This is a genomic window from Mycobacteroides salmoniphilum (assembly GCF_004924335.1).
Taxonomy (GTDB): domain Bacteria; phylum Actinomycetota; class Actinomycetes; order Mycobacteriales; family Mycobacteriaceae; genus Mycobacterium; species Mycobacterium salmoniphilum.
Genome location: NZ_CP024633.1, coordinates 3,424,112 through 3,446,055, shown reverse-complemented (window position 1 = coordinate 3,446,055; position 21,944 = coordinate 3,424,112). Strand labels below are relative to the sequence as shown.

Below are 21,944 nucleotides of genomic sequence, written 5' to 3'. Positions count from 1 at the left end.
CCTTAGAGAGTTCTCAGAAATTTTCTCGAATGGATGTTCACCGATGGCGGTAGATAGAAGGTGATGGACCAACAGCCTGCGCTGGACGCCGACCTGGTGTTCTCGATCGTGTCCCATTTCGACCAGCTCGACGTCGCCGACGTCGAGGCCGCGGTGCGTTCGGCGGGGGAGTTGCCGCCGGAGTACCGGGACCTGATGGGTGCAACATCGGCGATATGACCGCTGCGTCCACCCCCCACGCTGGTGTGCCCCGGGCCGATATCGCGGCCATGCTCCTCGATCGCGTGGGCGACAGTCATCCAGGGCTGCGTACCCGTGATCGTGACTGGACGTGGCATGACGTGGTCGGTGAGTCCGCCGCGCGGGGCGCACTCGCGCGGAAACTGAGGGTCGGCGGGCCTTTTCATATCGGGGTCCTCTTGCAGAACGTCCCCGATTTCGTCTTCTGGCTCGGCGCCGCCGCACTGACCGGGGCCACCATCGTGGGCATCAACCCCGCCCGTGGGCCGGCGGACATGGCCGCCGAGATCCGTCATACGGACTGTCAGCTGATCGTCACTGACACCGAGCACCTCGGCCGGCTGCAGGGTCTGGATCTCGGTGTGACGGCGGACCGGTTTCTGGTGATCGACAGCCCCGGATACCCCGCACTGATCGACGAGAACCGCACCGTGGCAGCGGCTTCCGAGGATGTGGGTACCGATTCGCTGCTCCTGCTGCTCTTTACCTCCGGCACGACCGGGGCCTCCAAGGCGGTGAAATGTAGCCAGGGACGGCTTGCGCAGATTGCCTACCTGGCGACCGAAAAATTCGGGCACAACCGCCGCGATGTCGACTACTGCTGCATGCCGCTGTTCCACGGGAATGCGTTGATGGCGCTGTGGGCTCCCGCGCTCGCCAACGGTGCCACGATGTGTTTGACACCTGCTTTCTCGGCATCGCGCTTCCTGCCCGATGTGCGCTACTTCGGCGCGACATTCTTCACCTATGTCGGCAAGGCACTCGGATACCTGTTGGCCACCCCGGAGCAGTCCGACGATGCCGATAACCAGCTGGTGCGGGGATTCGGCACCGAGGCATCACCGGAGGATCAAGCGGTGTTCCGACGACGGTTCGGTGCGGAACTGTTTGAGGGCTATGGGTCCAGCGAGGGAGGGGGCGCGGTCGCGCTGGATCCGGATGCGCCGACTGGCGCGCTGGGGCGTCCGGCACATGACGGTGTGTCGATCGTCGACCCGGGAACGCTCAACGATTGTGTCGCAGCCATTATCGATGAGCACGGCCGTGTGCTCAACGTCGATGAGGCCGTGGGCGAGATCGTCGACAAACAGGGCAGGCGCGGCTTTGAGGGCTACTACAAGAATGACGATGCCGACGCCGACCGCATCCGCAACGGGTGGTACTGGACCGGTGATCTCGGCTATCTCGACGCGGCCGGGTTCATCTATTTCGCGGGCCGGCGCGGCGACTGGATCCGGGTCGATGGGGAGAACACCTCGGCGCTGACCATCGAGCGGGTGCTGCGGCGCCACCCCGCCGTGATCGCGGCCGGGGCCTATGCGGTACCTGACCCGCGCTCCGGTGATCAGGTGATGGCATCCATCGAGGTGGCCGACCCGGACGCATTCGATGTGGACGGTTTCACCGAGTACCTGTCACGGCAGGAGGATCTGGGCAGCAAGGGAATTCCACGCTTCCTCCGGGTGTCGGCCAACCTGCCGGTGACGGGCTCCAACAAGGTTCTCAAACGCGAGCTGCAGGAGCAGCGCTGGCATACCGAGGAGCCCGTGTTTCGTTGGGAGGGAAGGGGCACCCCGGTTTTTCAGCGGATGGAACCACGGGACAAAACCGCACTCGATGCTCAATTCACGGTATATGGACGACAACGGCTGCTGTAGAGCGCAATATTGACGACAGGTAGGAAGGGAAGGCCCCCGCGATGAGCCGTGACGACATTATCCGCGAAATCGATGGTGGCACAGTGATGACCCGGTTTGCCCGGGGGTGGCATTGCCTGGGATTGGCCGAGTCGTTCCACGATGGGCAGCCGCACGGCATCGAGGCATTCGGCACCAAGCTGGTGGTGTTCGCCGACTCTCACGGCGATATCAAGGTGCTGGACGGATACTGCCGCCACATGGGTGGCGATCTGTCGCAGGGCAGCGTCAAGGATGACAGCATCGCGTGTCCATTCCATGATTGGCGTTGGGGCGGTGACGGCAAGTGCACGCTGGTGCCCTACGCCAAGCGCACCCCGAAGCTCGCGCGCACGCGTAGCTGGCCCAGTGTTGAGGTGAACGGACAACTCCTCGTGTGGCACGACCCGGAAGGGTCCACGCCGCCCGCCGAGCTCGCACCGCCGACAATCGAAGGGTACGAAGAGGGCAAATGGTCCTCGTGGCAATGGAATTCGATCCTGATCGAGGGATCGCACTGCCGTGAGATCGTTGACAACAATGTCGACATGGCACACTTCTTCTACATTCACCACGCCTATCCGACGTACTTCAAGAACGTCATCGAGGGGCAGACCGCCAGCCAGTTCATGGAGTCCAAGCCGCGGCCAGACTATGTTCCCAACCCCGAAAAGCTTTGGGAAGGAACGGGTGTGCGGTCGGAGGCCACATACTTCGGCCCGGCGTACATGATTGACTGGATCCACAACGACCTTGGACCCGGATTCACCGTCGAGGTGGCGCTCATCAACTGTCACTACCCGGTAACGCACAATTCCTTCGTGCTGCAGTGGGGTGTGGCCATCCAGGAGATGCCCGATCTGCCCGCAGACAACGCGCGCAAGCTCGCCGCCGCGATGGCCACGTCATTCGGCGACGGGTTCCTGGAGGACGTCGAGATCTGGAAGAACAAGACGCGCATAGACAATCCGCTGTTGACGCAGGAGGATGGCGCGGTCTACCAGCACCGCCGCTGGTATGAGCAGTTCTACGTGGACCTGGCGGATATCACCCCGGACATGACGGAACGCTTTGAGATCGAGGTGGACACCACGCACGCCCACGGGGTGTGGGTGCACGAGGTCGAAGAGAATCTCGCCGAGCGGGCGGCCGCCATGGCATCTCAGTTATCGCCCTAGGCTGGACGTGTGACCGCGGACAAACTCACCCTCACCGACAGCCCCGGCGGACAGTGGCGCCGTATCGACGTCGTCGACGAAACCGGATCCACCAACGCCGATCTGGTCGCGCGCGCCGCGGCGGGGGAGGACATTGACGGCGTCGTGTTGCTTGCCGAACACCAGACCGCCGGTCGCGGGCGTCACGGCCGCAACTGGGGCGCCCCCGCGCGCACACAGCTGTCCATGTCAGTGGGTATCGCAGTGGGTGAGGTGCCGCCGGACCGGTGGGGTCTGGTGCCGCTGCTGGCCGGGGTGGCCATCGTCGACGCGGTCGCGGAGGTCAGTGGAATCCAGGCCGGGCTCAAATGGCCCAACGATGTGCTCGTGGAGGGACGCAAGCTGTGCGGGATCCTGGCTGAGGTTGCCACGCCCCAGTCGGCCATCGTGCTCGGTCTCGGACTCAACGCGACCTTCACCGAACACGAGTTGCCAGACCCCAACGCCACCTCGCTGACGATCCTCGGCTGGACCAATCCCGATCGCAACGAGCTGGCCCGTGCGGTGCTGCGTGAGCTCGGCGGCCGCGTCGAGCATTGGCGCACCGCGAGGGGTGTCGACAATCAGCTGTTGGAGGACTACCGCGCGCGCAGCATCACCTTGGGGTCGACGGTGCGCGCCGAGCTGCCGGGCGAACGTGAACTGATCGGCGTCGCCGTCGGGCTCGGCAATGATGGACAGCTCCGTATCGAGAGTGCCGATGGCACTGTCACCGCGGTCACGGCGGGCGACATAACGCATCTGCGCCCGCATGGCGAGCAGTAAAGTCGCTGCACGTGGGGTATCCGGAGAACGTGCTCGCCGACGATGAGCAGGTGGTGTTGCACCACCATCCGCACTGGAAGCGACTGATCGGCCCGGCGTTGGTGCTGATTCTTTCCACCGGCGCGGCAGCCTTTGTCGCCGCGATGGTCGATAACACCGACTGGCAGGCCACCGCGAAGAACGTGGTGATGATCGCGATCGGTGTTGTCTGGCTGGTGCTGGTCAGCTGGCTGAGCGTATGGCCATTCCTGAACTGGCTGACCACACATTTCGTCATCACCGATCGGCGCGTGATGTTCCGTCACGGATTGTTGAGCCGTTCGGGAATCGACATCCCGCTGGCACGGATCAACAGCGTCGAGTTCCGGCATGGCCTGGTGGACAGAATCTTGCGCACCGGCACGCTGATCATCGAATCGGCGTCACAGGATCCGCTGGAATTTCATGAGATACCGCGAGTGGAATACGTTCACTCGCTGCTGTATCACGAGGTCTTCGACACCCTCGGTTCTGAGGAGGGCGACAGCCGCTCCACCGGGCGAGGCCGCGAACGGCCCCCTGCCACGTGATGCGCTGAGCCGTAGAGGCCACGGCCGACCTCGGTGCCGTGATGCACGGTGGTGCTGTTGGGCAGCCCTGTGTGCGGGGACAAGAGGGTGGCGTCGTCCGTTTCTGTGTCCGATGCGCCGTCCTGCTCGGTCTCGCTGGTCATCAGAGTGACGGGGGCCTGGTCATGGCGACCGAACTCGTCGGGAAACACCCATCGGCGGAAGGCCCAGAACCGGAACGCCATCTGCAGCAGATTGCCGATGAGGTAGGCACTGATGAAGTCGGCGATGTTCTCGACCGTCAGGCTCACATTCGGCACGCGCAGCTCGAGGATGTAACTCGACACCCACAACGGGAACATGGCGATGAGCACGCCGATGCCGCTGACCGCGAAGAACAGCAGCGCCTCGTGGTGCCGTTCGCGGCCACCGCGGTCTCGGAAACTCCACTCCCTGTTGAGGATGTAGGAGGCGATAACGGCGATGATGCCGGAGATGATCTTCGCGGTGAGGGGCTTGGGCTCCAGGATCGTTAGCTTGAGCGCGTAGAAGATGCCCGAGTCGATGATGAACGTGGTTCCACCGACGATCGCGAACTTGATCAGCTCGTGGTGCTGCTCGGCGACAGGCCGGATGAACCGGGGAAGCCGGGCGATGGTGGCATCGGCGAAAGACACAAATGGCGAGTGTACGGAAGTTGGCATGGCAGCGCGAAGCGGTCCGCCGACTTCATTGGGTACGGACGTGTGCGTGACCGCCGTGTTTCGGCTGCTGACGACGGCTGAGACGGACCGTTCTGGCCGGGCCGTGTGGCCAGCATGACAACATATGTCTGTGTCCGAAACTCCCGTCGTCACCATGATCGGTGGTGGTCAGCTGGCCCGGATGACCCACCAGGCGTCGATCGCGCTCGGTCAGACACTGCGGGTGCTGGCTCACGCTGCCGATGAGCCGGCGGCTCAAGTCACCCCCGACGTCGTGCTGGGTTCGCATACAGATCTGGACGATCTGCGCCGGGCGGCCAAGGGTGCGACCGTGCTGACCTTCGATCACGAACACGTCCCCACCGCGTTTCTGGAGGCGCTGCAGGCCGAGGGCGTCAACGTGCAGCCGCCGCCGTCGGCGCTCATCTATGCGCAGGACAAGACGTTCATGCGGCGGAAATTGAAGAGCATCGGCGCTCCGGTACCGGGCTTCGCCGACATCAGGACCGTCGCCGATGTCGACAAGTTCGCGGCCGAGACGGGTAGCCGGGTTGTGCTGAAGGCGGTACGGGGCGGATACGACGGGCGCGGTGTGTGGATCACCGACGATCTGGACGAGGCGCGCACGGTGGCCGCCGAGCAGCTGGCCGCCGGAGTGGAGCTGCTCGCCGAGGAGCGCGTCGATATGCGCCGTGAACTGTCGGCGATGGTGGCCCGTTCCCCGTTTGGACAGGGCGCGGCCTGGCCCGTGGTGGAAACCGTTCAGCGGGATGGAGTTTGTGCCGTGGTGATCGCGCCGGCCCCGGAGCTGCCGGAGGAACGGGCGATGGAGGCCGAGCAGCTCGCACTGCGCATCGCTACCGAGCTGGGCGTGACCGGGTGTCTGGCGGTGGAGCTGTTTGAAACCGATGACGGCAGGCTGCTGGTCAACGAGTTGGCGATGCGCCCGCACAACTCCGGGCATTGGAGCATGGACGGTGCGCGGACCGGGCAATTCGAACAGCACCTGCGTGCGGTACTCGACTACCCGCTGGGCTCCACCGAACAGCTGGCCCCCGTGACCGTCATGGCCAACGTGCTGGGTGCACACGAGACGCCCGCGATGTCCCTGGACGAACGGATGCACCACTTGATGGGCCGCATCCCGGAGGCGAAGGTGCACCTGTACGGCAAGGGCGAGCGCGCGGGCCGCAAGCTCGGGCATGTGAATATTCAAGGCCGCTCTGATGGTTCGGCGGCCGATCCGCAGTACGTGGCCGAGGTGCGGGAGCGCGCCGAGCGGGCCGCGCACTGGTTATCGCACGCGGTATGGACCGACGGATGGACGGAAGGGCACTAGGGATGGTGAGTGCACGGGTCGGCCTGATCATGGGCAGCGACAGTGACTGGTCGGTGATGTCGGATGCCGCGAATGCTTTGGCGGAGTTCGAGATTCCGTTCGAAGTGGGGGTTGTCTCGGCGCATCGGACGCCGGCGCGCATGCTGGAGTACGCACAAACAGCCGCGGACCGGGGCATTCAGGTGATCATCGCCGGAGCCGGCGGGGCCGCGCATCTGCCCGGCATGGTGGCATCGGCCACCCCGTTGCCGGTCATCGGCGTTCCGGTACCGCTCGCGCGGTTGGACGGCCTGGATTCCCTGCTGTCCATCGTGCAGATGCCCGCGGGCGTGCCGGTGGCGACAGTGTCCATCGGCGGGGCCCGCAATGCGGGACTGTTGGCCGCACGGATCCTCGGGGTATCCGATCACGTGCTGCGCGAGAAGGTTGTCGCCTTCCAGGCGAGCATGGAAGCAACGGTTCTCGAGAAGGATGCGGCGCTGCAGCGCAGACTATTAGGCGACTAAATTGACCGTGACGTACAGTTAACGGCGACTAACTGTTCGATCCTGGAGGCTGTGATGGCTGGAAACCCGTCGTTCGACCTGTTCAAGCTGGCTGAGGAGCACGACGAGTTGCGTGCGGCGATCCGTGGTCTGGCCGAGAAGGAGATCGCTCCTCACGCCAAGGATGTCGACGAGAAGGCGCGTTTCCCTCAAGAGGCTCTCGACGCGCTGGTTGCCTCGGGCTTCAATGCCGTGCACGTGCCCGAGGAGTACGACGGTCAGGGCGCAGACAGCGTGGCCGCCTGCATTGTCATCGAAGAGGTGGCGCGCGTCTGTGCGTCGTCGTCCCTGATTCCGGCGGTCAACAAGCTCGGCACTATGGGTCTGATCCTCAATGGCTCAGACGAGCTCAAGAAGCAGGTGCTGCCCTCGATCGCCAGCGGTGAGGCGATGGCGTCCTACGCGCTGTCCGAGCGCGAGGCCGGCAGCGACGCGGCCAGCATGCGTACCCGTGCGAAGGCCGACGGCGACGACTGGGTGATCAACGGGTCCAAGTGCTGGATCACCAACGGCGGCAAGTCGTCTTGGTACACCGTCATGGCGGTGACGGATCCCGACAAGAAGGCCGGCGGCATCTCGGCGTTCATGGTGCACAAGGACGACGAGGGGTTTACTGTCGGCCCGCTGGAGCACAAGCTCGGCATCAAGGGCTCGCCGACGGCAGAGCTGTACTTCGAGAACTGCCGGATTCCGGGCGATCGGATCATCGGTGAACCGGGCACCGGTTTCAAGACCGCGCTGGAGACGCTGGATCACACCCGCCCCACTATCGGTGCGCAGGCCCTCGGTATCGCTCAGGGCGCGCTGGATCAGGCGATCGCATACACCAAGGACCGCAAGCAGTTTGGCAAGTCCATCAGCGATTTCCAGGGCGTGCAGTTCATGCTCGCCGACATGGCGATGAAGGTGGAGGCCGCGCGCCTGATGGTGTACACCGCCGCGGCCCGTGCCGAGCGCGGCGAGAAGAACCTGGGGTTCATCTCCTCGGCGTCAAAGTGCTTCGCCTCCGATGTGGCCATGGAGGTCACCACCGATGCCGTGCAGCTGTTCGGCGGTGCCGGATACACCACCGACTTCCCCGTGGAGCGCATGATGCGCGATGCCAAGATCACCCAGATCTACGAGGGCACCAACCAGATTCAGCGCGTCGTGATGTCTCGCGCACTGCTTGGTTCCTAACTCGCGCTAGGAGAGGGTGTGGGTGACCTTCTCGGAGACAACCCGCCGTTCTTGTGCGGCGGGGTCCGGATTGGCCACCTGCACCAATGAGGCTCCGGTGATGAGCACCGCCAGAAGATTGGCGGTCAGCGTGTCCGGGTTATCCCAGGAGCCCGAGCTCAGCACCCGGTCATCGGCCGTGATGCCCTGTGCTGCAGCGCTTTCCCGTGCGGCGGCGGCAACCTCGTCGACGCTGCGGCCATTCAACGCGGGCCCGGCACCCGCGGGTGAGAACCGGTCTCCGTGCACCCGGACCGCTGTCGAGTAGTCCGTCAGTCCGAGCGGCAGGTGGGGCACTGGGCGCCCGAAAGCATCAAGCGAGAGCACGCACACCTCGTCGGCGTCCGGTTCGTCACCGGGCGCGCAGAACGCGACATCGGAGCTGTCCTCACCGCTGAGCACTACTTCCGCACCGGCCCACCAGATTCCGAGGAGCACGCCCGCGGTTTGCCAATGCGCGGGCAGTCGCACCGCGACCGTGGACCCGGGGCCCGCACCGAACTCGTCGCGCAGCATATTGGCGGTCTTGGCTGCCCAGTTGGCCAGCGTCACCGTCGAGAGCTCGATGCGTTCACCGGTACCGTCGTCGTAGTAGGTGATCCGCGGCGTGGGACTGCTCGCATCGCCGAGTAGCAGAGGGGTGAGGTTCATCTAGTTGACGCAGCGTGGGCCGGTGGCCGCGGTGAAGATCGGCGACGGTGGCGGCGGGGGTGCGGCTTCTTCGGTGGCGGAACCGCTCTCCGCGGACGCCGGTGTGGTGTCCCGGCCGGACCCGGGGCCGTGGTAGTCGCTGGACAGCACCACGCGGACGGTGCGCTCGGGCAGGCCCTGCTTCTCTACCACCTGCAACCCCAACGCGTCGGCGACCGCCTTGGCACCTACGTCGTCCAGTTTTGCGGCCTGGACCTGGCTGCTGCCGGTGTGGTCGGCATCATTGTTGCCGATCTTGCCTGCGGTGAATCCCTTGCCCACCAACAGTTCCGACACCGCAGCGGCCAGGCCGTTGATCTCAGTCTCGTTGACGACGTCGGCGGTCGTCTGGTCCTTGGAGTAGGTGGCCTCTTCGGTCTTACCTTCGGCCTGCTGGTCCAGCAGGCCGGACACCCAGCTGCGCACCTGATCGGGATCAACCTTCACGACGCTCTGCGCGCCGTCCTCGGTCCAGCCGTCCTCGCGCAGGATGGGAATGGTCGCGAACGCCACGTTGCCCCCGGACAGCTTCTGCAACTGCTGGATGAAGTCCATGACGTCCCAGCCCTCGCTGAGCACCACGGTGCGCGTGATCGCGTCCCGAAGCTTGCTCAGGGTCGTTCCGTTGGTCAGCGTTCCTCCGGAGAGCGCCGAATGTGCCAAGGAGGACATCACCACCTGCTGGCGGACCACGCGATCGAGGTCACCGCGCGGCAGGTCGTGGCGTTGCCGCACGAAGCTCAACGCGTTCGGGCCATCGAGCGTCTGAGGACCGGCGGGGAAGTCGGCTCCCGACATCGGCTCGTAGACGGCTTCGTTGAGGCACACGTTGACGCCACCCAACGCGTTGGTCATCAGCACGAATCCGAGCATGCTGACCTCGGCGTAGCGGTCGACGGTGACACCGGTCAGCTTTGCGACCGTCTGGGTCAGCGCCGCGCGCCCGGCATCTACGGACTCGCGCTCGGCCGCCTCGAGGGTCTCACCGGATTCGACGCGCTTCTGCCGGTCGTTCTCTTTGGCTTCGCCGTAGACGCCGTTGATCTTGCCCTTGGTGCCGTCCGGGACGCTGACATACGAGTCGCGGGGGATGGAGATAGCCGTTGCCGACTTTCCGTTGTTGGGGATCCGGATGAGGATGATGGTGTCGGTGTTGGTGGCCGTCTCGTCGCCGGCTCGCAGCATCGATAGCTCGTCCTGCGAGAGCGGGTTGCCGTGCGCGTCGCTGCGGCTGTCGACGCCCACCATCAGAATGTCCGTCGCGCCGTCATTGGGTTTCCCGGCATTGCCGAACAGGCCCGGCAGATCGAATCGGGCGATGTTCGGATCGATGTTGCCGATCTTTCCCCAGGCGGCCCCGGTGACCACCATGACCGCGACCGCGGCCAGCGTCGCGATACCCCGCCACAGGGGGCGTGGTGTCTCCGTCTGCGGTGAGCCGCTCGCGCGAAGAGCGTGAGGGTCGGTCACGGTGATCCGTCTCTTTCCGGGCCGGGCGTTCGCCGGGCAACAAGTTTCAGGCCTCGTCAAGGCTACGTCGGGGCGGCGCCCATCCCTCGGAAGCGAAGTCGGCGTGCCAGACTCTCGGTGTGCTTGTTATCACCGGAGCGGGCGGCCAGCTCGGCACCCACCTCATTGCCCGCGCCGCGCTCCACAACCTCCCCATCCGCGCTCTGAACTCGGCTGACTGGGATATTACCCGCGACAGTGTGCCCGACGGAGTGGTTGCTGCGGGGGATACCGTCATCAATTGCGCCGCCTACACCGCCGTGGATGCCGCGGAAAGCGACGAGGCCAGGGCATACGCGGTCAATGCCGACGGGGCGAAGAGGGTGGCCCAGGCATGTCGTGAGGTTGGCGCCAGATTGATACATGTCTCTACCGACTACGTGTTCAGCGGTGAATTCGGTGTGGCCGGCCCGCGCCCCTACCGCCCGGGTGACGCGACAGCTCCGACGGGTGTCTACGCGCGCACCAAGCTCGCCGGGGAACAGGCCGTTCACGATGTCTTACCGACGGCCCACGTGGTGCGTACGGCCTGGGTCTACACCGGAATCACCGGCGATTTCGTGGGCGTCATGAGGCGATTGGCGGCCGGGGACGGACCGGTGCGGGTGGTGACGGATCAGACCGGGTCCCCGACGTACGCCGCAGACCTCGCCGAGGCGCTGTTGGACCTGGCGGCCTCCGATGTCCAGGCTCCGATCCTGCATGCGGCCGGCGGCGGTGTGGTCAATCGGTTCGACTGGGCCAAGGCCGTGTTCGAGCTGGTCGGGGCGGATGCCTCACGATTACAGCCCTGCCGTTCTGTTGATTTTCCGAGCGCCGCGCCCCGGCCGGTGTACACGGCGCTGGACGGCGATCATTGGGCCGACGCGGGTCTGGCGCCGCTGCGCCCATGGCGCGACGCGTTGGCTGAGGCGCTGGCCACACACTAGGGGTGGGTACCCTCAAGCACCGTGCCTGATCCCCTTCGCCCGAGTGGCTCGTCGGTATTGCCCGAGCAGCTCGCCGTGGTGACGGTGACGTACTCGCCCGGCGAGCACCTCGACCGCTTCCTGCGCACGCTGCGCCATGCCACCGCTCGCCCCCTGCGGGTGATCCTGGCCGATAACGGCTCCACCGATGGAGTGCCCGAAGCAGCCGCTGAGGAGCCCGAGGTGGAGCTGCTTCGCACCGGGGGCAATGTCGGCTATGGGAAGGCCGCCAACCTCGGAGTAGCGCAGGTCGATCCCGACGCCGAGTGGATTGTGATCGCGAACCCCGATGTGCAGTGGGGTCCGGGAAGCATCGATGCGCTGCTTGAGGTTGCACAGCGCTGGCCCGCGGCGGGTGCGCTGGGTCCGCTGATTCGTGAACCCGACGGCTCGGTGTATCCCTCGGCGCGGGTGGTGCCGAGCCTCTCCGGGGGCGCGCTTCATGCGCTGCTGGGATCGGTATGGCCCACCAATCCGTGGACCGCGGCATACCGCCAGGACCGGATGGAACCGTCCGAGCGTGTCGTCGGATGGCTGTCGGGGTCGTGCCTGCTGCTTCGGCGTAAAGCCTTCGATGCCATCGGCGGGTTCGACACGCGCTACTTCATGTACATGGAAGACGTCGATCTAGGGGACCGGCTTGCGCGTGCGGGCTGGCAGAACGTGTACGCGCCCAGCGCGGAGGTTGTGCACGCGAAAGGCCATGCGGCCGGACGTGATCCCGCACGCAGCCTCACCGCTCATCACGACAGCGTCTATATCTATCAATCCGACCGGCACCCGCACTGGTGGCAGGCGCCGTTGCGCTGGAGCATTCGGAGCGCACTGGCGGCTCGATCTGCGATCGTGGTGCGTGCGGCGATCCGCGCGAATCGGCGCCGGGACAAGCAAGGAGATGGGAATGCCTGAGAGTGTTGTATCTGGCAGTGTTGAACCGGGCGCCGTGGTTGAATCGGGCACCGTGAAAGCCGATGCCGTCATCTTGGTGGGAGGGCAGGGCACCCGGCTGCGCCCACTGACCCTCTCGGCGCCCAAGCCGATGCTGCCGATCGCCGGCTTCCCCTTCCTGACACATGTCTTGTCGCGGGTAGCGGCGGCCGGGATCGATCATGTGGTGCTGGGGACGTCCTACAAGGCCGAGGTCTTCGAGTCGGAATTCGGCGACGGATCCAAGCTGGGCCTGTCGATCACGTATGTCACAGAAACTGAGCCGCTGGGCACAGGCGGGGCCATCCGGAATGTGCTGGAGCATCTACGCCACGACACCGCCCTCGTCTTCAATGGCGATGTGTTGTCCGGTCTGGATCTGAAAGATCTTCTCGCGCATCATGAGCAGACTCAGGCCGACCTGACGTTGCACCTGGTACGCGTCGGCGACCCGCGTGCGTTCGGCTGTGTGCCTACCGATTCCGACGGTCGTGTCACTGCGTTTCTGGAGAAGACCGAGGATCCGCCCACCGATCAGATCAACGCCGGGTGCTACGTGTTCCGGCGTGAGCTGATCGAACAGATCCCCTCTGGTCGGCCGGTATCGGTTGAACGAGAGGTCTTTCCGGGACTGCTGAGCAGTGGCGCCAAAGTGTGCGGATACGTGGACACCAGCTATTGGCGCGATATGGGAACTCCCGAGGACTTCGTGCGTGGCTCGGCGGACCTGGTGCGCGGCATCGCGCCGTCACCGGCGATCCCCGAACATCCGGGTGAGGCCCTGGTGCACGACGGCGCTTCGGTGGCACCGGGTGCGCTGGTGATCGGTGGCACCGTGGTGGGTCGGGGAGCCGAAATCGGCCCGGGGGCACGGCTCGACGGTGCGGTCATCTTCGACGGTGCGCGCATCGAAGCGGGTGCTGTGGTGGAACGCTCCATCATCGGGTTTGGCGCTCGCATCGGTCCGCGGGCACTGGTGCGCGACGGCGTGATCGGTGACGGTGCCGACATCGGCGCGCGGTGCGAGCTGCTGCGCGGAGCCCGGGTGTGGCCCGGAATCACCATTCCCGACGGCGGCATCAGGTACTCGTCGGACGTCTAGGCGCCCGGGCTCAGGCTGGCGCTCAGCGCAGACGTGCCTGTGCCCGCTGGGCCAACATGACGACCGAGGGGTCTTCATCCGGAATCTCATCGATGGGCCACCAGCGCAGGTCGAGTGATTCGTCGCTGACGGTGATCTGTGCGCCCTCGGGTGCGTGCGCCAAGAACTGCAAGTCGAGATGGCGCGTCGGCACGCCCAGTGAGCACGTGATCGGATGTACGTGTATTCCAAGAAGATTCGATGCCAGGTTGAGATTCGGGATCCCCGACTCCTCGGTGGCCTCGCGCAGCGCGGCGGCCCTGATGGTGGAGTCCTCTTCCTCGCAGTGGCCGCCCAGTTGCAGCCATTTACCGACGCGGGGGTGCAGGGTCAGCAGCGCCTGCGATCCGTCGTGATTGACCACCAGTGCCGAGGCGGTGATATGGCCGGCGGCGCTGCGGCGACGGCAGGCGTCCGGATTGGCGTCGAGGAACGCCAGCACGGCATGCCGGAGACTGTCCTGCTCTGGGTCCGGCGCCTCCCACAAGGAGAGCAGCTCGACGGCCGACTCGCGCAGCCCGGTCACAGTTCCACCAGCATCTGGCCGGCGGGCAGGGGAGCGCGCGGCGTCAATCCCTCGTCGGGGTAACCGTGGGGATACCCAATCGCGATGGCGCCCATCGGTTCCCATGAAGTGTCCAATGCGAGCTGCCTGCGTACTACGTCTCCTGTGAAGATGGTGGACCCGATCCAGCAGCTCCCCACACCCCGCGCGGCCAACGCCACCAGGAGTGCCTGCACTGCGGCGCCGACCGCAACGGTGAACATGGTGCGTTCCGCCGCATTCCGGCGCTCGTCGGGATAGTCATGTGCGCCGTCGGGTACCAGGAACGGAATCACGACCTCCGGTGCGTCATAGAGGATCTGTCCGCGTGCCACCCGCTTCTGCACGGACTCGGGGCTGCGGCCGTCCCCGTTGAGGTCGACGGTCCACGCCTGCTTCATGGCGTCCAGCAGCGCGCGTCGTCTCGTCAGATCCCGTACCCACACGAATCGCACCGGATGGGTGTGATGCGGCGCGGGGGCCGTCAGCGCCTCGCCAATGGCTTCGCGTAACAGGTCGGGATCGACTGCCATGTCGGCGAATTGCCGGATGGAGCGGCGCACCAGTACCGCATCGCGGCGCCCCTGCTCCAAGGCCTCTGCGGTGCCGAGCCAGAACAAGTCGTCCGGGCCCGAGCGCTGGAGATCGCGGGCCACACTGCCGTCATCGGACACCGACAGGCCGCGCACCACCGCGACCGGCACGTCGGTGAGCTTGCCCTTGACAAGGTCGGCAGCCGCGGCGATTTCATCGGCGATAGCCACCTCTGTCACCTGAAGCTCGTTGCCGTGCTTATCTTTTGCACCGGCGTAGCCGTAGAGGACGGAGATACCGGAAGAGCCGATGGCCGCATCGGTCTGGCCGTTGCGCCAGGCCCGGCCCATGGTGTCGGTGATCACCACCGCTACGTTCACGCCCAGTTGGCGTGACAGCGCGGCCCGCACTGCCGCAGCGCTGGCATCGGGGTCAACGGGCAGTAGTACGAGTTCCGCCGTGTCCACATTGGATGCGTCGATTCCGGCGGCGGCCTGCACGATGCCGATGATGTTCTCGGTAATCAGTGTCTTGCCCTTGCGGGCCAGCACACGGACAGATTCGGAGTCGATCAGCCTGCGCCGTAAGTTGTCTCGCGCCTCGGGATCGGTGGGCGCGGCCACGATTCGACCCTCGGCCTTGGAAACGATCTTGCTAGTGATCACGATCACATCGCCGTCGCGGACCCACGGCGCCACCGCGGCGATGGCCCCGGCGACATCGTCGCCGGGGCGGAATTCCGGCAGGCCCGGAACGGGTAGGATCTCTACCGGAGCCGCTGAACCATGTTCGGGTGCAGGGGAATCCGCAGGTGAGGTCATAGAGTAACTCCGGCCAGGTCAAGTCCCGCACGCACCATCGCCGCCGTCGCGTCCGGGTCGGTCATGAGCAGCGGAACCGACCGTACCTGAACTCCCGCAATGTGAGCGGCGTCACCCTCGTCGACCAGCCAGCCGTCGAGGATGCCGGTCTGTGAGCGGGCGCCGAAGTGTTCCCCGACACCTTGCGAGCTCACCTCAACACCGATCACGCGCAAACATTCGTCGGCCATTCCGCGGAGCGGCCTGCCGGACACGATCGGCGAGTACCCGATGACCGGAGCGGGGGTTGTGCGGAGCGCCCCGCGAACTCCGCCGACCGCCAGGACCGCCCCGATGCTCACCACCGGATTGGACGGGGCCAGCAAGACGACATCGGCCTCGCCAATGGCCTCGGCAACACCCGGGCCGGCCTTTGCTTCGTCCGCGCCGACGAACGCGAAGCTGTGCGTGGGGACCTGCGCGCGGTGCTGTACCCACCACTGTTGGAAGTGGATGGCGCGCCGCTCTCCGTCGGCAGGGTCGGTGATCACCACATGGGTCTCACAGCGGTCGTCGCTGGCGGGTAACAGCCGGACTCCGGGCTGCCATCGATTGCATAACGCTTCGGTGACCGCTGATAGCGGGTAACCGGCTCGCAGCATTTGACTGCGTATCAGGTGAGTGGCCAGGTCCCTGTCGCCGAGCGAGAACCAGTCGGGCTGGGCGCCATAGGCCGCCAGCTCCTCCATGGCGTTCCAGGTCTCGTCGCGGTGTCCCCAGCCCCGCTCGGGGTCGACCCCTCCGCCCAGGGTGTACATGCAGGTGTCCAGGTCAGGGCAGATCCTGACGCCGTGCATCCAGGCGTCGTCGCCAATGTTCACGATGGCGTTTATCTGATGCTTGCTGGAGTCTGATCCGAGCAAGCGCTGGACGCCGAGCAGGAAGCGCGCTCCGCCGACGCCGCCGACGAGGACGGTGAGTTTCACGCTGACCCAGACTAGTGCGCCGGCAATGATGCGACACGCCACGAGGGCGCCACGCCGATTTTGTCGGTCGCAGATGGTATGAATTTTCGTCCTTCGCTTGACCCCGGCAGCGAACACGTGTGTAATCACACCAGTGTCATTCCTCGGGCTGAGTTTGGAAGTTACAGGCGCAGACTGGGATTCGATCAGATGTTCGAATGGGAATGGCCGAGAAAACTAAGATGTGGCACGAAACCGGGCATTACGAGCTGTATTGGGATGCAAGAGGAACAGTGAGGAGGCGGGACGATGCTGTTTGGGCGCAATGAATTTGGCGTACACGACGAGCTGAGTTCCGGCGTTGGCACGGGTGCGACGGGCTTGCCGCCCGCACGTCCGCATCTGACGTTGGTGCAGAACGATGTTGATGCACTGATCGGTGTCGCTGACGATCAGTGGCAAGAGAAGGCACTGTGCGCACAGACCGATCCCGAGGCGTTCTTCCCTGAGAAGGGTGGGTCGACTCGCGAGGCCAAGCGCATCTGCCAGGGCTGCGAGGTCAAGGACGAGTGCCTTGAGTCCGCGCTGGCCAACGACGAGCGGTTCGGCATCTGGGGTGGGCTGTCCGAGCGTGAGCGCCGTCGCCTGAAGCGGGGCATCATCTAGCTCCGCGTTCTGTGCTCGACTGGGCGGGTTAATCGCCCTCGTCGGTGATGGATGGGTCGATCACCGACGGTTCCACCCCCAAGTGGGTGGCAACCTGCGCGACCAGTAGATCGTGCAGGAGATCCGACAAATCCCCAGATTTCTTCGCGCGTAATTCAATCGGCTTGCGGAATAGGACAATTCGTGCCCGGGTGGTGTTTCCCCGGGTGTCCACACCAGCAGGAATCAGCCTTGCCAGCGGGATCGGTCCGTCCGCGATGACCTCCGGCGGCCACTGCACCGACTCGGGATCCTTCGGCTGGATGCGTGGAATTTCATCGACCGCCACATCCAGACCCTCCAGTCGTGACTGCCACGCCCGTTCGATCGGCTCATAGGCCTCCAGGACCGCCATATCGAAACGCTCGGCGCGTGAGCGCCAGCCGGGAACGGTCGGCGGTAGGAGTGGGCCACGGAAATCGCGCCCCCTTCGAGAGCCCTGCGAGCTCGACCCGCTCGGCGAGCCGCCGCGCCGTCCATCACGTGACATACGGGAAATGGTAACGGTGTGGCGCCTGTGGCTGACGAATACAACGAGCCGGTCACCCCGGGGTCTCTGCCCGATCACCGGAGGGTCTCGGTCGGTTCACAGCGCGTGTCTGCGGGTCGGAACGTGTTTGCGCACGCTAGCCTCAACGTTTGTGAGAGCCCCCCGTCGTTGCTGTCGGCCCGGGTGCCCGAGTCCCGCTGTGGCGACGTTGACGTTCGTCTACGCGGACTCGACGGCCGTGGTCGGGCCGCTGGCCACGTCCAGCGAGCCGCATTCGTGGGATCTGTGCGCGCAGCACGCGAGCCGGATCACCGCGCCCCGTGGGTGGGAGCTCGTCCGGTACAACGGTCCCTTGCCATCGAATCCCGAGGATGACGACCTGGTTGCCCTGGCGGACGCGGTGCGGGAACCTGCCGGTGTCCGGGTGGCCGCGGCCGGATTCAGCGAGCCGGCCCTCGATATGGGATTGCCCGCCACCTCGGCTGCCCCCAGGCCCGTGCATCCGGCTCCGGTCGGGCGGCGTCGTGGGCACCTGCGGGTTCTGCCTGATCCAGCCGAGTAACTCTGATCAGGTACTTTCGGCTCGGCCTGATGACATTCTGTAGCCTCTCGCCGGACGTTCACGTTGGATACTCGCCGACCACTAGGCTGGCCAGCGACACCTAACGTCCTCTCTCTCGATAGATCAATAGGAGCACTCTCGTCATGGCCCGGTCCGCCGACGCTGTCCACGCAGTCATCAAGGCGTACGACGTTCGTGGCCTTCTGGGTGAGCAGATCGACGAGTCCTTTGTCTTCGACGTGGGTTCCTCGTTCGCGCGGCTGGTCAAAGCCGAGCGGGCGGACGCCGATGCACCGCTGCGGATCGTGGTGGGTCGCGACATGCGGGACTCGTCGCCCGGTCTGGCGCAGGCGTTCACCGCGGGTGTTACCGCACAGGGTGTTGACGTCGTGCTGATCGGGCTCGCATCCACCGACCAGCTGTATTTCGCTTCGGGGATATTGGAATGCCCGGGGGCCATGTTCACCGCCAGTCACAATCCGGCCGCCTACAACGGAATCAAGCTGTGCCGCGCGGGTGCCAAGCCCGTGGGCAAGGACACCGGACTGTCCATCATCAGCGATGAGCTGATCAACGGCGTGCCGGTGTTTGACGGTCCGGCGGGCACCGTCTCCGAGCGTGATGTCCTCGCCGAGTATGGCGAGTTCCTGCGGTCACTGGTTCAGTTGAATGGCGCGCGCCCGCTTCGGGTGGCAGTGGATGCGGGAAACGGCATGGCCGGGCACACGACACCGGCGGTGCTGGGTGCGATTGCGTCGATCGCGCTCGCGCCGTTGTACTTCGAGTTGGATGGTAATTTTCCCAACCACGAAGCCAATCCGCTCGATCCTGAGAACCTGCGCGATCTACAGGCCTTTGTCCTTTCGGAAGGCGCCGACATCGGTCTGGCCTTCGATGGTGATGCCGACCGGTGCTTTGTGGTTGACGAGCGTGGACGGGCCGTATCTCCTTCCGCGGTAACCGCTTTGGTGGCGCGCCGAGAGCTGGAGCGGGAAATCGGTGGCACCGTCATCCACAACCTGATCACCTCTCGTGCCGTCCCCGAGCTCGTCGTCGAGCACGGGGGAACGCCGGTGCGGTCGCGAGTCGGTCACTCGTTCATCAAGGCGTTGATGGCCGAGACGGGGGCGATCTTCGGCGGTGAGCACTCCGCGCACTACTACTTCCGCGACTTCTGGGGTGCCGACTCCGGCATGCTGGCGGCGCTGCATGTGCTGGCGGCTCTCGGTGAGCAAGACCGGCCGCTGTCGGATCTCATGTCTGATTACGAGCGGTACGCGTCCTCCGGCGAGATTAACTTCCGCGTGTCGAATGCCAAGGCATGTATCGATGAAGTACTGAAGTCATTTGGTACACAGATAGTTTCGATCGACCACCTCGATGGTGTCACCGTCGACATCGGCACCGGGACGTGGTTCAACCTGCGCACCTCGAACACCGAGCCATTGCTGCGCCTCAATGTGGAGGCGCGCACCGACGAAGATGTGGCGGCCGTGGTCGCACGAGTCACCGCGTTGGTCGACCGCACCGAGGCCGCGACCTGATGAACGCCACCATCGATCTCGACGACGCCGAGGCGCTCTTGGCGGCAGACCGCGATGGCTCGCTGCAGGCCGCGTCGATGGCTGGCTCGCAGGTGCGTGCTGTCGGCACCGCCGTTGCCGAGGGCGCCCTGGAGTCGCTTCAGTCGGAGGACCGGTCGCGCGCCGTCGTCTGGGTGGCGGGTCGCGGCACCGCCGCCACGGCCGGAGCGGTTTTGGCTGGGGCACTGTCGGATACGGTGAGCCTTCCGTTCCTGACTGCCACCCGCGCACCGGTATGGGTAGGCCCGCTCGATGTCATGGTGGTCGCCGGCGACGATGCCGGTGACCCGGCCCTCGGTGCTGCGGTGTCGGTGGGTACTCGCCGTGGTGCCCGGGTTGTCATTGCCGCACCCGATGAGGGTCCTTTGGCATATGCCGGTGCCGGGCGGACGATTTCGCTGGCACCCCGTTTGCGGGTGCCGGACACTTTCAGCCTCGCCCACAATCTGGCCGTCGGCGTGGCAGTGCTGGGAGCGCTCGATAAGGCCGTCGCACCTGACGTCATGACCATCGCCGACGAGGTGGATGGTGAGGTATCCCGAAACACCGTGGGGCGGGAGGTCTTCACCAACGCCGCCAAGGTGATTGCCACGCGCTTGACCGGTGGTCCCGTGGTGTTCTGCGGGGATCGATCGGCCACCGTGGCGCTGGCTCAACACGCGGCGGCGACGCTGCTGAGGCTGACGCAGCGCACCGCGACCGCATGCGGTCTCCCGCAGGCGTTGGCCGCGATGCGGGACACGTTGTCGAGCAGGAGCTCTGGTGAGAGCTCGCTGTTTCATGATGAGTTCATCGATGGTCCCCGTAGTGGTGGTCGACCGCGGATCCTTGCTCTTGCGACCGATAGCGACTTCCAATCGGTTGCCTCGAGGATCGATGGCGTCGACGAGACCGAGCTGGTGAGCACCACCGACCTCGGCGACCTGGGGGCTCAGCCGTCGGAGCTCGCGCAGCTGATGATGCTCGCGACGCGGCTCGAAATGGCCTCGGTGTACGCCCGGCTTGGCGGGGGGAGATCCGGGCTGTGAATCTGCTCAGGGGGGCGATCAGGACGTACGCCTGGGGTTCGCGGACGGCGATCGCCGAGTTCACCGGACGCCCCACGCCTACACCGCACCCCGAGGCCGAACTGTGGCTGGGTGCGCACCCGGCCGACCCGGCCTACCTGGAAACCGACAGTGGCGCACACTCATTGCTCGATGTGGTGGCAGCGGATCCGGCAGGCCAGTTGGGACCGGCGTCGGTGGCCGAGTTCGGTGATCAGCTGCCGTTCCTGCTCAAGGTGCTGGCGGCTGATGAGCCGCTGTCCTTGCAGGCCCACCCCAGTGCGCGGCAGGCGTCCGACGGGTACGCACACGAAGAGGCGGCGGGGGTGCCGCTCAACTCTCCGGTGCGCAATTATCGCGATCGCAATCACAAGCCGGAACTGGTTGTGGCGCTGGACCGTTTCGAGGCGCTGGCGGGCTTCCGTGATCCCGGCGATACCGTCGAACTCTTTCGCGCTTTGGATGTCGATGCGTTGACGCCGTATGTGAATCTGCTGGCCGGTCAGTCCGATGCCGACGGGCTGCGAGCCCTGTTCACCACCTGGATAACCCTGCCTCAGCCGAGCCTGGATCTGTTGGTGCCGTCGGTGCTCGACGGCGCGGTGCGTTATTTGTCCTCCGGGGATGAGCGCTTCGTCGGCGAGGCGCGCACACTCTTGGAGTTGGGTGAGCGGTATCCCGCCGATGCGGGCGTGCTTGCCTCGCTGTTGTTGAACCGGCTCACCCTGGAACCGGGGGAGGGGATCTATCTGCCCGCCGGAAACCTGCATGCGTACTTGCGCGGCCTGGCGGTTGAGATCATGGCCAACTCCGATAACGTGCTGCGGGGCGGGCTCACCCCCAAACACGTCGACGTACCCGAATTGCTTCGGGTGCTGGATTTCTCGCCTGCGGCCGAGAAGCACCTGCACGTCGAGACCGTCACCGACGGTGCCCAGACTCGGTATCTGACGCCCGCCAGGGAATTCGCGTTGTCGCGTTTCGATCTGGTGGATGGCGAGCGCATACCGATAGGGATCAAGGGACCGCGGATACTGCTGTGTACCCAAGGCGGCGTGCGGTTGGACGGTTCGGGTCCGGACCTCGCGGTGCACGCGGGACAGTCGGTGTGGGTGCCTGCCGACGGTGGAAGTGTCACGCTGATCGGGCAGTCCGATGCCCGCGTGTTCATGGCAACAGTCGACGCGGACGCATAGCGATCCACGGCGCAAGGCGTAGGGAACAGAAG

23 protein-coding genes are annotated in these 21,944 nt (G+C 65.4%); 16 read left to right on the top strand and 7 right to left on the bottom strand.

What is annotated here, in order from left to right; all coding sequences use genetic code 11:
* Window positions 1-63 precede the first annotated feature (63 nt).
* From DSM43276_RS17125 to DSM43276_RS17105, 5 genes are read left to right on the top strand one after another with little or no spacing between them, the layout of a single operon-like run.
* Complete coding sequence (locus DSM43276_RS17125; protein WP_412458692.1) at window positions 64-219, top strand: hypothetical protein; 156 nt, start codon at window positions 64-66, stop codon at window positions 217-219.
* Window positions 216-1,898 carry a steroid-22-oyl-CoA synthetase gene (gene casI / locus DSM43276_RS17120; protein ID WP_078330846.1) on the top strand — a complete coding sequence of 561 codons (1,683 nt, stop codon included), beginning with the start codon at window positions 216-218 and terminating at the stop codon, window positions 1,896-1,898. Before DSM43276_RS17125 ends, casI begins: the two co-directional genes overlap by 4 nt.
* Before the next feature lie 41 nt (window positions 1,899-1,939).
* The gene (locus tag DSM43276_RS17115) at window positions 1,940-3,094 is read left to right on the top strand and encodes a 3-ketosteroid-9-alpha-monooxygenase, oxygenase component (protein WP_078330847.1); all 1,155 of its coding nucleotides are present in this window, start codon (window positions 1,940-1,942) and stop codon (window positions 3,092-3,094) included.
* Between the two features lie 9 nt (window positions 3,095-3,103).
* Window positions 3,104-3,898 carry a biotin--[acetyl-CoA-carboxylase] ligase gene (locus DSM43276_RS17110; protein WP_078330848.1) on the top strand — a complete coding sequence of 265 codons (795 nt, stop codon included), beginning with the start codon at window positions 3,104-3,106 and terminating at the stop codon, window positions 3,896-3,898.
* An 11-nt stretch (window positions 3,899-3,909) separates the two neighbouring features.
* Window positions 3,910-4,467: a PH domain-containing protein gene (locus DSM43276_RS17105; RefSeq protein WP_078330849.1), complete on the top strand. Its 558-nt coding sequence runs from the start codon at window positions 3,910-3,912 to the stop codon at window positions 4,465-4,467.
* On the opposite strand, the gene DSM43276_RS17100 is transcribed toward DSM43276_RS17105, so the two are convergent.
* Window positions 4,383-5,123, bottom strand: a complete 741-nt coding sequence (locus DSM43276_RS17100) for a GtrA family protein (protein WP_078330940.1) — start codon at window positions 5,121-5,123, stop codon at window positions 4,383-4,385. The genes DSM43276_RS17105 and DSM43276_RS17100 overlap by 85 nt on opposite strands.
* Before the next feature lie 157 nt (window positions 5,124-5,280).
* On the opposite strand from DSM43276_RS17100, the gene DSM43276_RS17095 reads away from it, so the two are divergent.
* Genes DSM43276_RS17095 through DSM43276_RS17085 form a run of 3 tightly spaced genes read left to right on the top strand, consistent with a single transcriptional unit; the run spans window position 5,281 to window position 8,213 of the window.
* Window positions 5,281-6,489 (top strand): 5-(carboxyamino)imidazole ribonucleotide synthase, encoded by a 1,209-nt coding sequence (locus DSM43276_RS17095; RefSeq protein WP_109556251.1) that lies wholly within the window; start codon window positions 5,281-5,283, stop codon window positions 6,487-6,489.
* Between the two features lie 5 nt (window positions 6,490-6,494).
* Window positions 6,495-6,995: a 5-(carboxyamino)imidazole ribonucleotide mutase gene (gene purE / locus DSM43276_RS17090; protein WP_099051438.1), complete on the top strand. Its 501-nt coding sequence runs from the start codon at window positions 6,495-6,497 to the stop codon at window positions 6,993-6,995.
* Between the two features lie 54 nt (window positions 6,996-7,049).
* Entirely contained in the window at window positions 7,050-8,213 is a 1,164-nt protein-coding gene (locus DSM43276_RS17085; RefSeq protein WP_078330851.1) for an acyl-CoA dehydrogenase, read from the top strand.
* Window positions 8,214-8,219: 6 nt separating this feature from the next.
* On the opposite strand, the gene DSM43276_RS17080 is transcribed toward DSM43276_RS17085, so the two are convergent.
* On the bottom strand, window positions 8,220-8,903 hold the full coding sequence (locus tag DSM43276_RS17080) for a TIGR03089 family protein (protein ID WP_078330852.1): 684 nt from the start codon (window positions 8,901-8,903) through the stop codon (window positions 8,220-8,222).
* A complete protein-coding gene (locus DSM43276_RS17075) occupies window positions 8,904-10,412 on the bottom strand; it encodes an LCP family protein (RefSeq protein WP_078330853.1) in 1,509 nt (502 codons plus the stop codon).
* 119 nt (window positions 10,413-10,531) lie between these two features.
* On the opposite strand from DSM43276_RS17075, the gene rfbD reads away from it, so the two are divergent.
* The 3 genes from rfbD to manB all read left to right on the top strand — a co-directional run bounded on the left by rfbD (window position 10,532) and on the right by manB (window position 13,448).
* Complete coding sequence (gene rfbD / locus DSM43276_RS17070; protein ID WP_078330854.1) at window positions 10,532-11,380, top strand: dTDP-4-dehydrorhamnose reductase; 849 nt, start codon at window positions 10,532-10,534, stop codon at window positions 11,378-11,380.
* A 75-nt stretch (window positions 11,381-11,455) separates the two neighbouring features.
* A complete protein-coding gene (locus DSM43276_RS17065; protein WP_078330855.1) occupies window positions 11,456-12,328 on the top strand; it encodes a glycosyltransferase family 2 protein in 873 nt (290 codons plus the stop codon).
* The gene (gene manB, locus DSM43276_RS17060) at window positions 12,321-13,448 is read left to right on the top strand and encodes a mannose-1-phosphate guanylyltransferase (protein ID WP_078330856.1); all 1,128 of its coding nucleotides are present in this window, start codon (window positions 12,321-12,323) and stop codon (window positions 13,446-13,448) included. The genes DSM43276_RS17065 and manB overlap by 8 nt, the downstream gene beginning before the upstream one ends.
* Before the next feature lie 22 nt (window positions 13,449-13,470).
* Here manB and DSM43276_RS17055 read toward each other — a convergent pair whose 3' ends face one another.
* From DSM43276_RS17055 to cofD, 3 genes are read right to left on the bottom strand one after another with little or no spacing between them, the layout of a single operon-like run.
* On the bottom strand, window positions 13,471-14,013 hold the full coding sequence (locus tag DSM43276_RS17055) for an NUDIX hydrolase (protein WP_234803089.1): 543 nt from the start codon (window positions 14,011-14,013) through the stop codon (window positions 13,471-13,473).
* Complete coding sequence (locus DSM43276_RS17050; protein WP_078330858.1) at window positions 14,010-15,386, bottom strand: coenzyme F420-0:L-glutamate ligase; 1,377 nt, start codon at window positions 15,384-15,386, stop codon at window positions 14,010-14,012. Before DSM43276_RS17050 ends, DSM43276_RS17055 begins: the two co-directional genes overlap by 4 nt.
* A complete protein-coding gene (gene cofD, locus DSM43276_RS17045) occupies window positions 15,383-16,351 on the bottom strand; it encodes a 2-phospho-L-lactate transferase (protein ID WP_078330941.1) in 969 nt (322 codons plus the stop codon). The genes DSM43276_RS17050 and cofD overlap by 4 nt, the downstream gene beginning before the upstream one ends.
* Before the next feature lie 390 nt (window positions 16,352-16,741).
* Between cofD and DSM43276_RS17040 the strand changes: the two genes are divergently transcribed.
* Window positions 16,742-16,996: a WhiB family transcriptional regulator gene (locus tag DSM43276_RS17040; protein ID WP_078324106.1), complete on the top strand. Its 255-nt coding sequence runs from the start codon at window positions 16,742-16,744 to the stop codon at window positions 16,994-16,996.
* A gap of 28 nt (window positions 16,997-17,024) precedes the next feature.
* Here DSM43276_RS17040 and DSM43276_RS17035 read toward each other — a convergent pair whose 3' ends face one another.
* Window positions 17,025-17,525 carry a metallopeptidase family protein gene (locus DSM43276_RS17035; protein WP_078323740.1) on the bottom strand — a complete coding sequence of 167 codons (501 nt, stop codon included), beginning with the start codon at window positions 17,523-17,525 and terminating at the stop codon, window positions 17,025-17,027.
* A 151-nt stretch (window positions 17,526-17,676) separates the two neighbouring features.
* On the opposite strand from DSM43276_RS17035, the gene DSM43276_RS17030 reads away from it, so the two are divergent.
* From DSM43276_RS17030 to manA, 4 genes are all read left to right on the top strand, one after another.
* Window positions 17,677-18,087 (top strand): DUF3499 domain-containing protein, encoded by a 411-nt coding sequence (locus DSM43276_RS17030; RefSeq protein WP_078330860.1) that lies wholly within the window; start codon window positions 17,677-17,679, stop codon window positions 18,085-18,087.
* A 143-nt stretch (window positions 18,088-18,230) separates the two neighbouring features.
* Window positions 18,231-19,631 (top strand): phosphomannomutase/phosphoglucomutase, encoded by a 1,401-nt coding sequence (locus DSM43276_RS17025; RefSeq protein ID WP_078330861.1) that lies wholly within the window; start codon window positions 18,231-18,233, stop codon window positions 19,629-19,631.
* Window positions 19,631-20,698, top strand: coding sequence for a TobH protein (locus DSM43276_RS17020; protein ID WP_078330862.1), 1,068 nt, complete (start codon window positions 19,631-19,633; stop codon window positions 20,696-20,698). Before DSM43276_RS17025 ends, DSM43276_RS17020 begins: the two co-directional genes overlap by 1 nt.
* The gene (manA, locus tag DSM43276_RS17015) at window positions 20,695-21,912 is read left to right on the top strand and encodes a mannose-6-phosphate isomerase, class I (protein WP_078330863.1); all 1,218 of its coding nucleotides are present in this window, start codon (window positions 20,695-20,697) and stop codon (window positions 21,910-21,912) included. The genes DSM43276_RS17020 and manA overlap by 4 nt, the downstream gene beginning before the upstream one ends.
* Window positions 21,913-21,944 lie beyond the last annotated feature (32 nt).

Bases quoted from the DNA above. Each gene is read 5' to 3' on its own strand.
- DSM43276_RS17125 (WP_412458692.1), top strand. From the start codon at position 64: ATGGACCAACAGCCTGCGCTGGACGCCGACCTGGTGTTCTCGATCGTG.
- casI (WP_078330846.1), top strand. From the start codon at position 216: ATGACCGCTGCGTCCACCCCCCACGCTGGTGTGCCCCGGGCCGATATC.
- DSM43276_RS17115 (WP_078330847.1), top strand. From the start codon at position 1,940: ATGAGCCGTGACGACATTATCCGCGAAATCGATGGTGGCACAGTGATG.
- DSM43276_RS17085 (WP_078330851.1), top strand. From the start codon at position 7,050: ATGGCTGGAAACCCGTCGTTCGACCTGTTCAAGCTGGCTGAGGAGCAC.
- DSM43276_RS17080 (WP_078330852.1), bottom strand. From the start codon at position 8,903: ATGAACCTCACCCCTCTGCTACTCGGCGATGCGAGCAGTCCCACGCCG.
- manB (WP_078330856.1), top strand. From the start codon at position 12,321: ATGCCTGAGAGTGTTGTATCTGGCAGTGTTGAACCGGGCGCCGTGGTT.
- DSM43276_RS17050 (WP_078330858.1), bottom strand. From the start codon at position 15,386: ATGACCTCACCTGCGGATTCCCCTGCACCCGAACATGGTTCAGCGGCT.
- DSM43276_RS17035 (WP_078323740.1), bottom strand. From the start codon at position 17,525: ATGTCACGTGATGGACGGCGCGGCGGCTCGCCGAGCGGGTCGAGCTCG.
- DSM43276_RS17025 (WP_078330861.1), top strand. From the start codon at position 18,231: ATGGCCCGGTCCGCCGACGCTGTCCACGCAGTCATCAAGGCGTACGAC.
- DSM43276_RS17020 (WP_078330862.1), top strand. From the start codon at position 19,631: ATGAACGCCACCATCGATCTCGACGACGCCGAGGCGCTCTTGGCGGCA.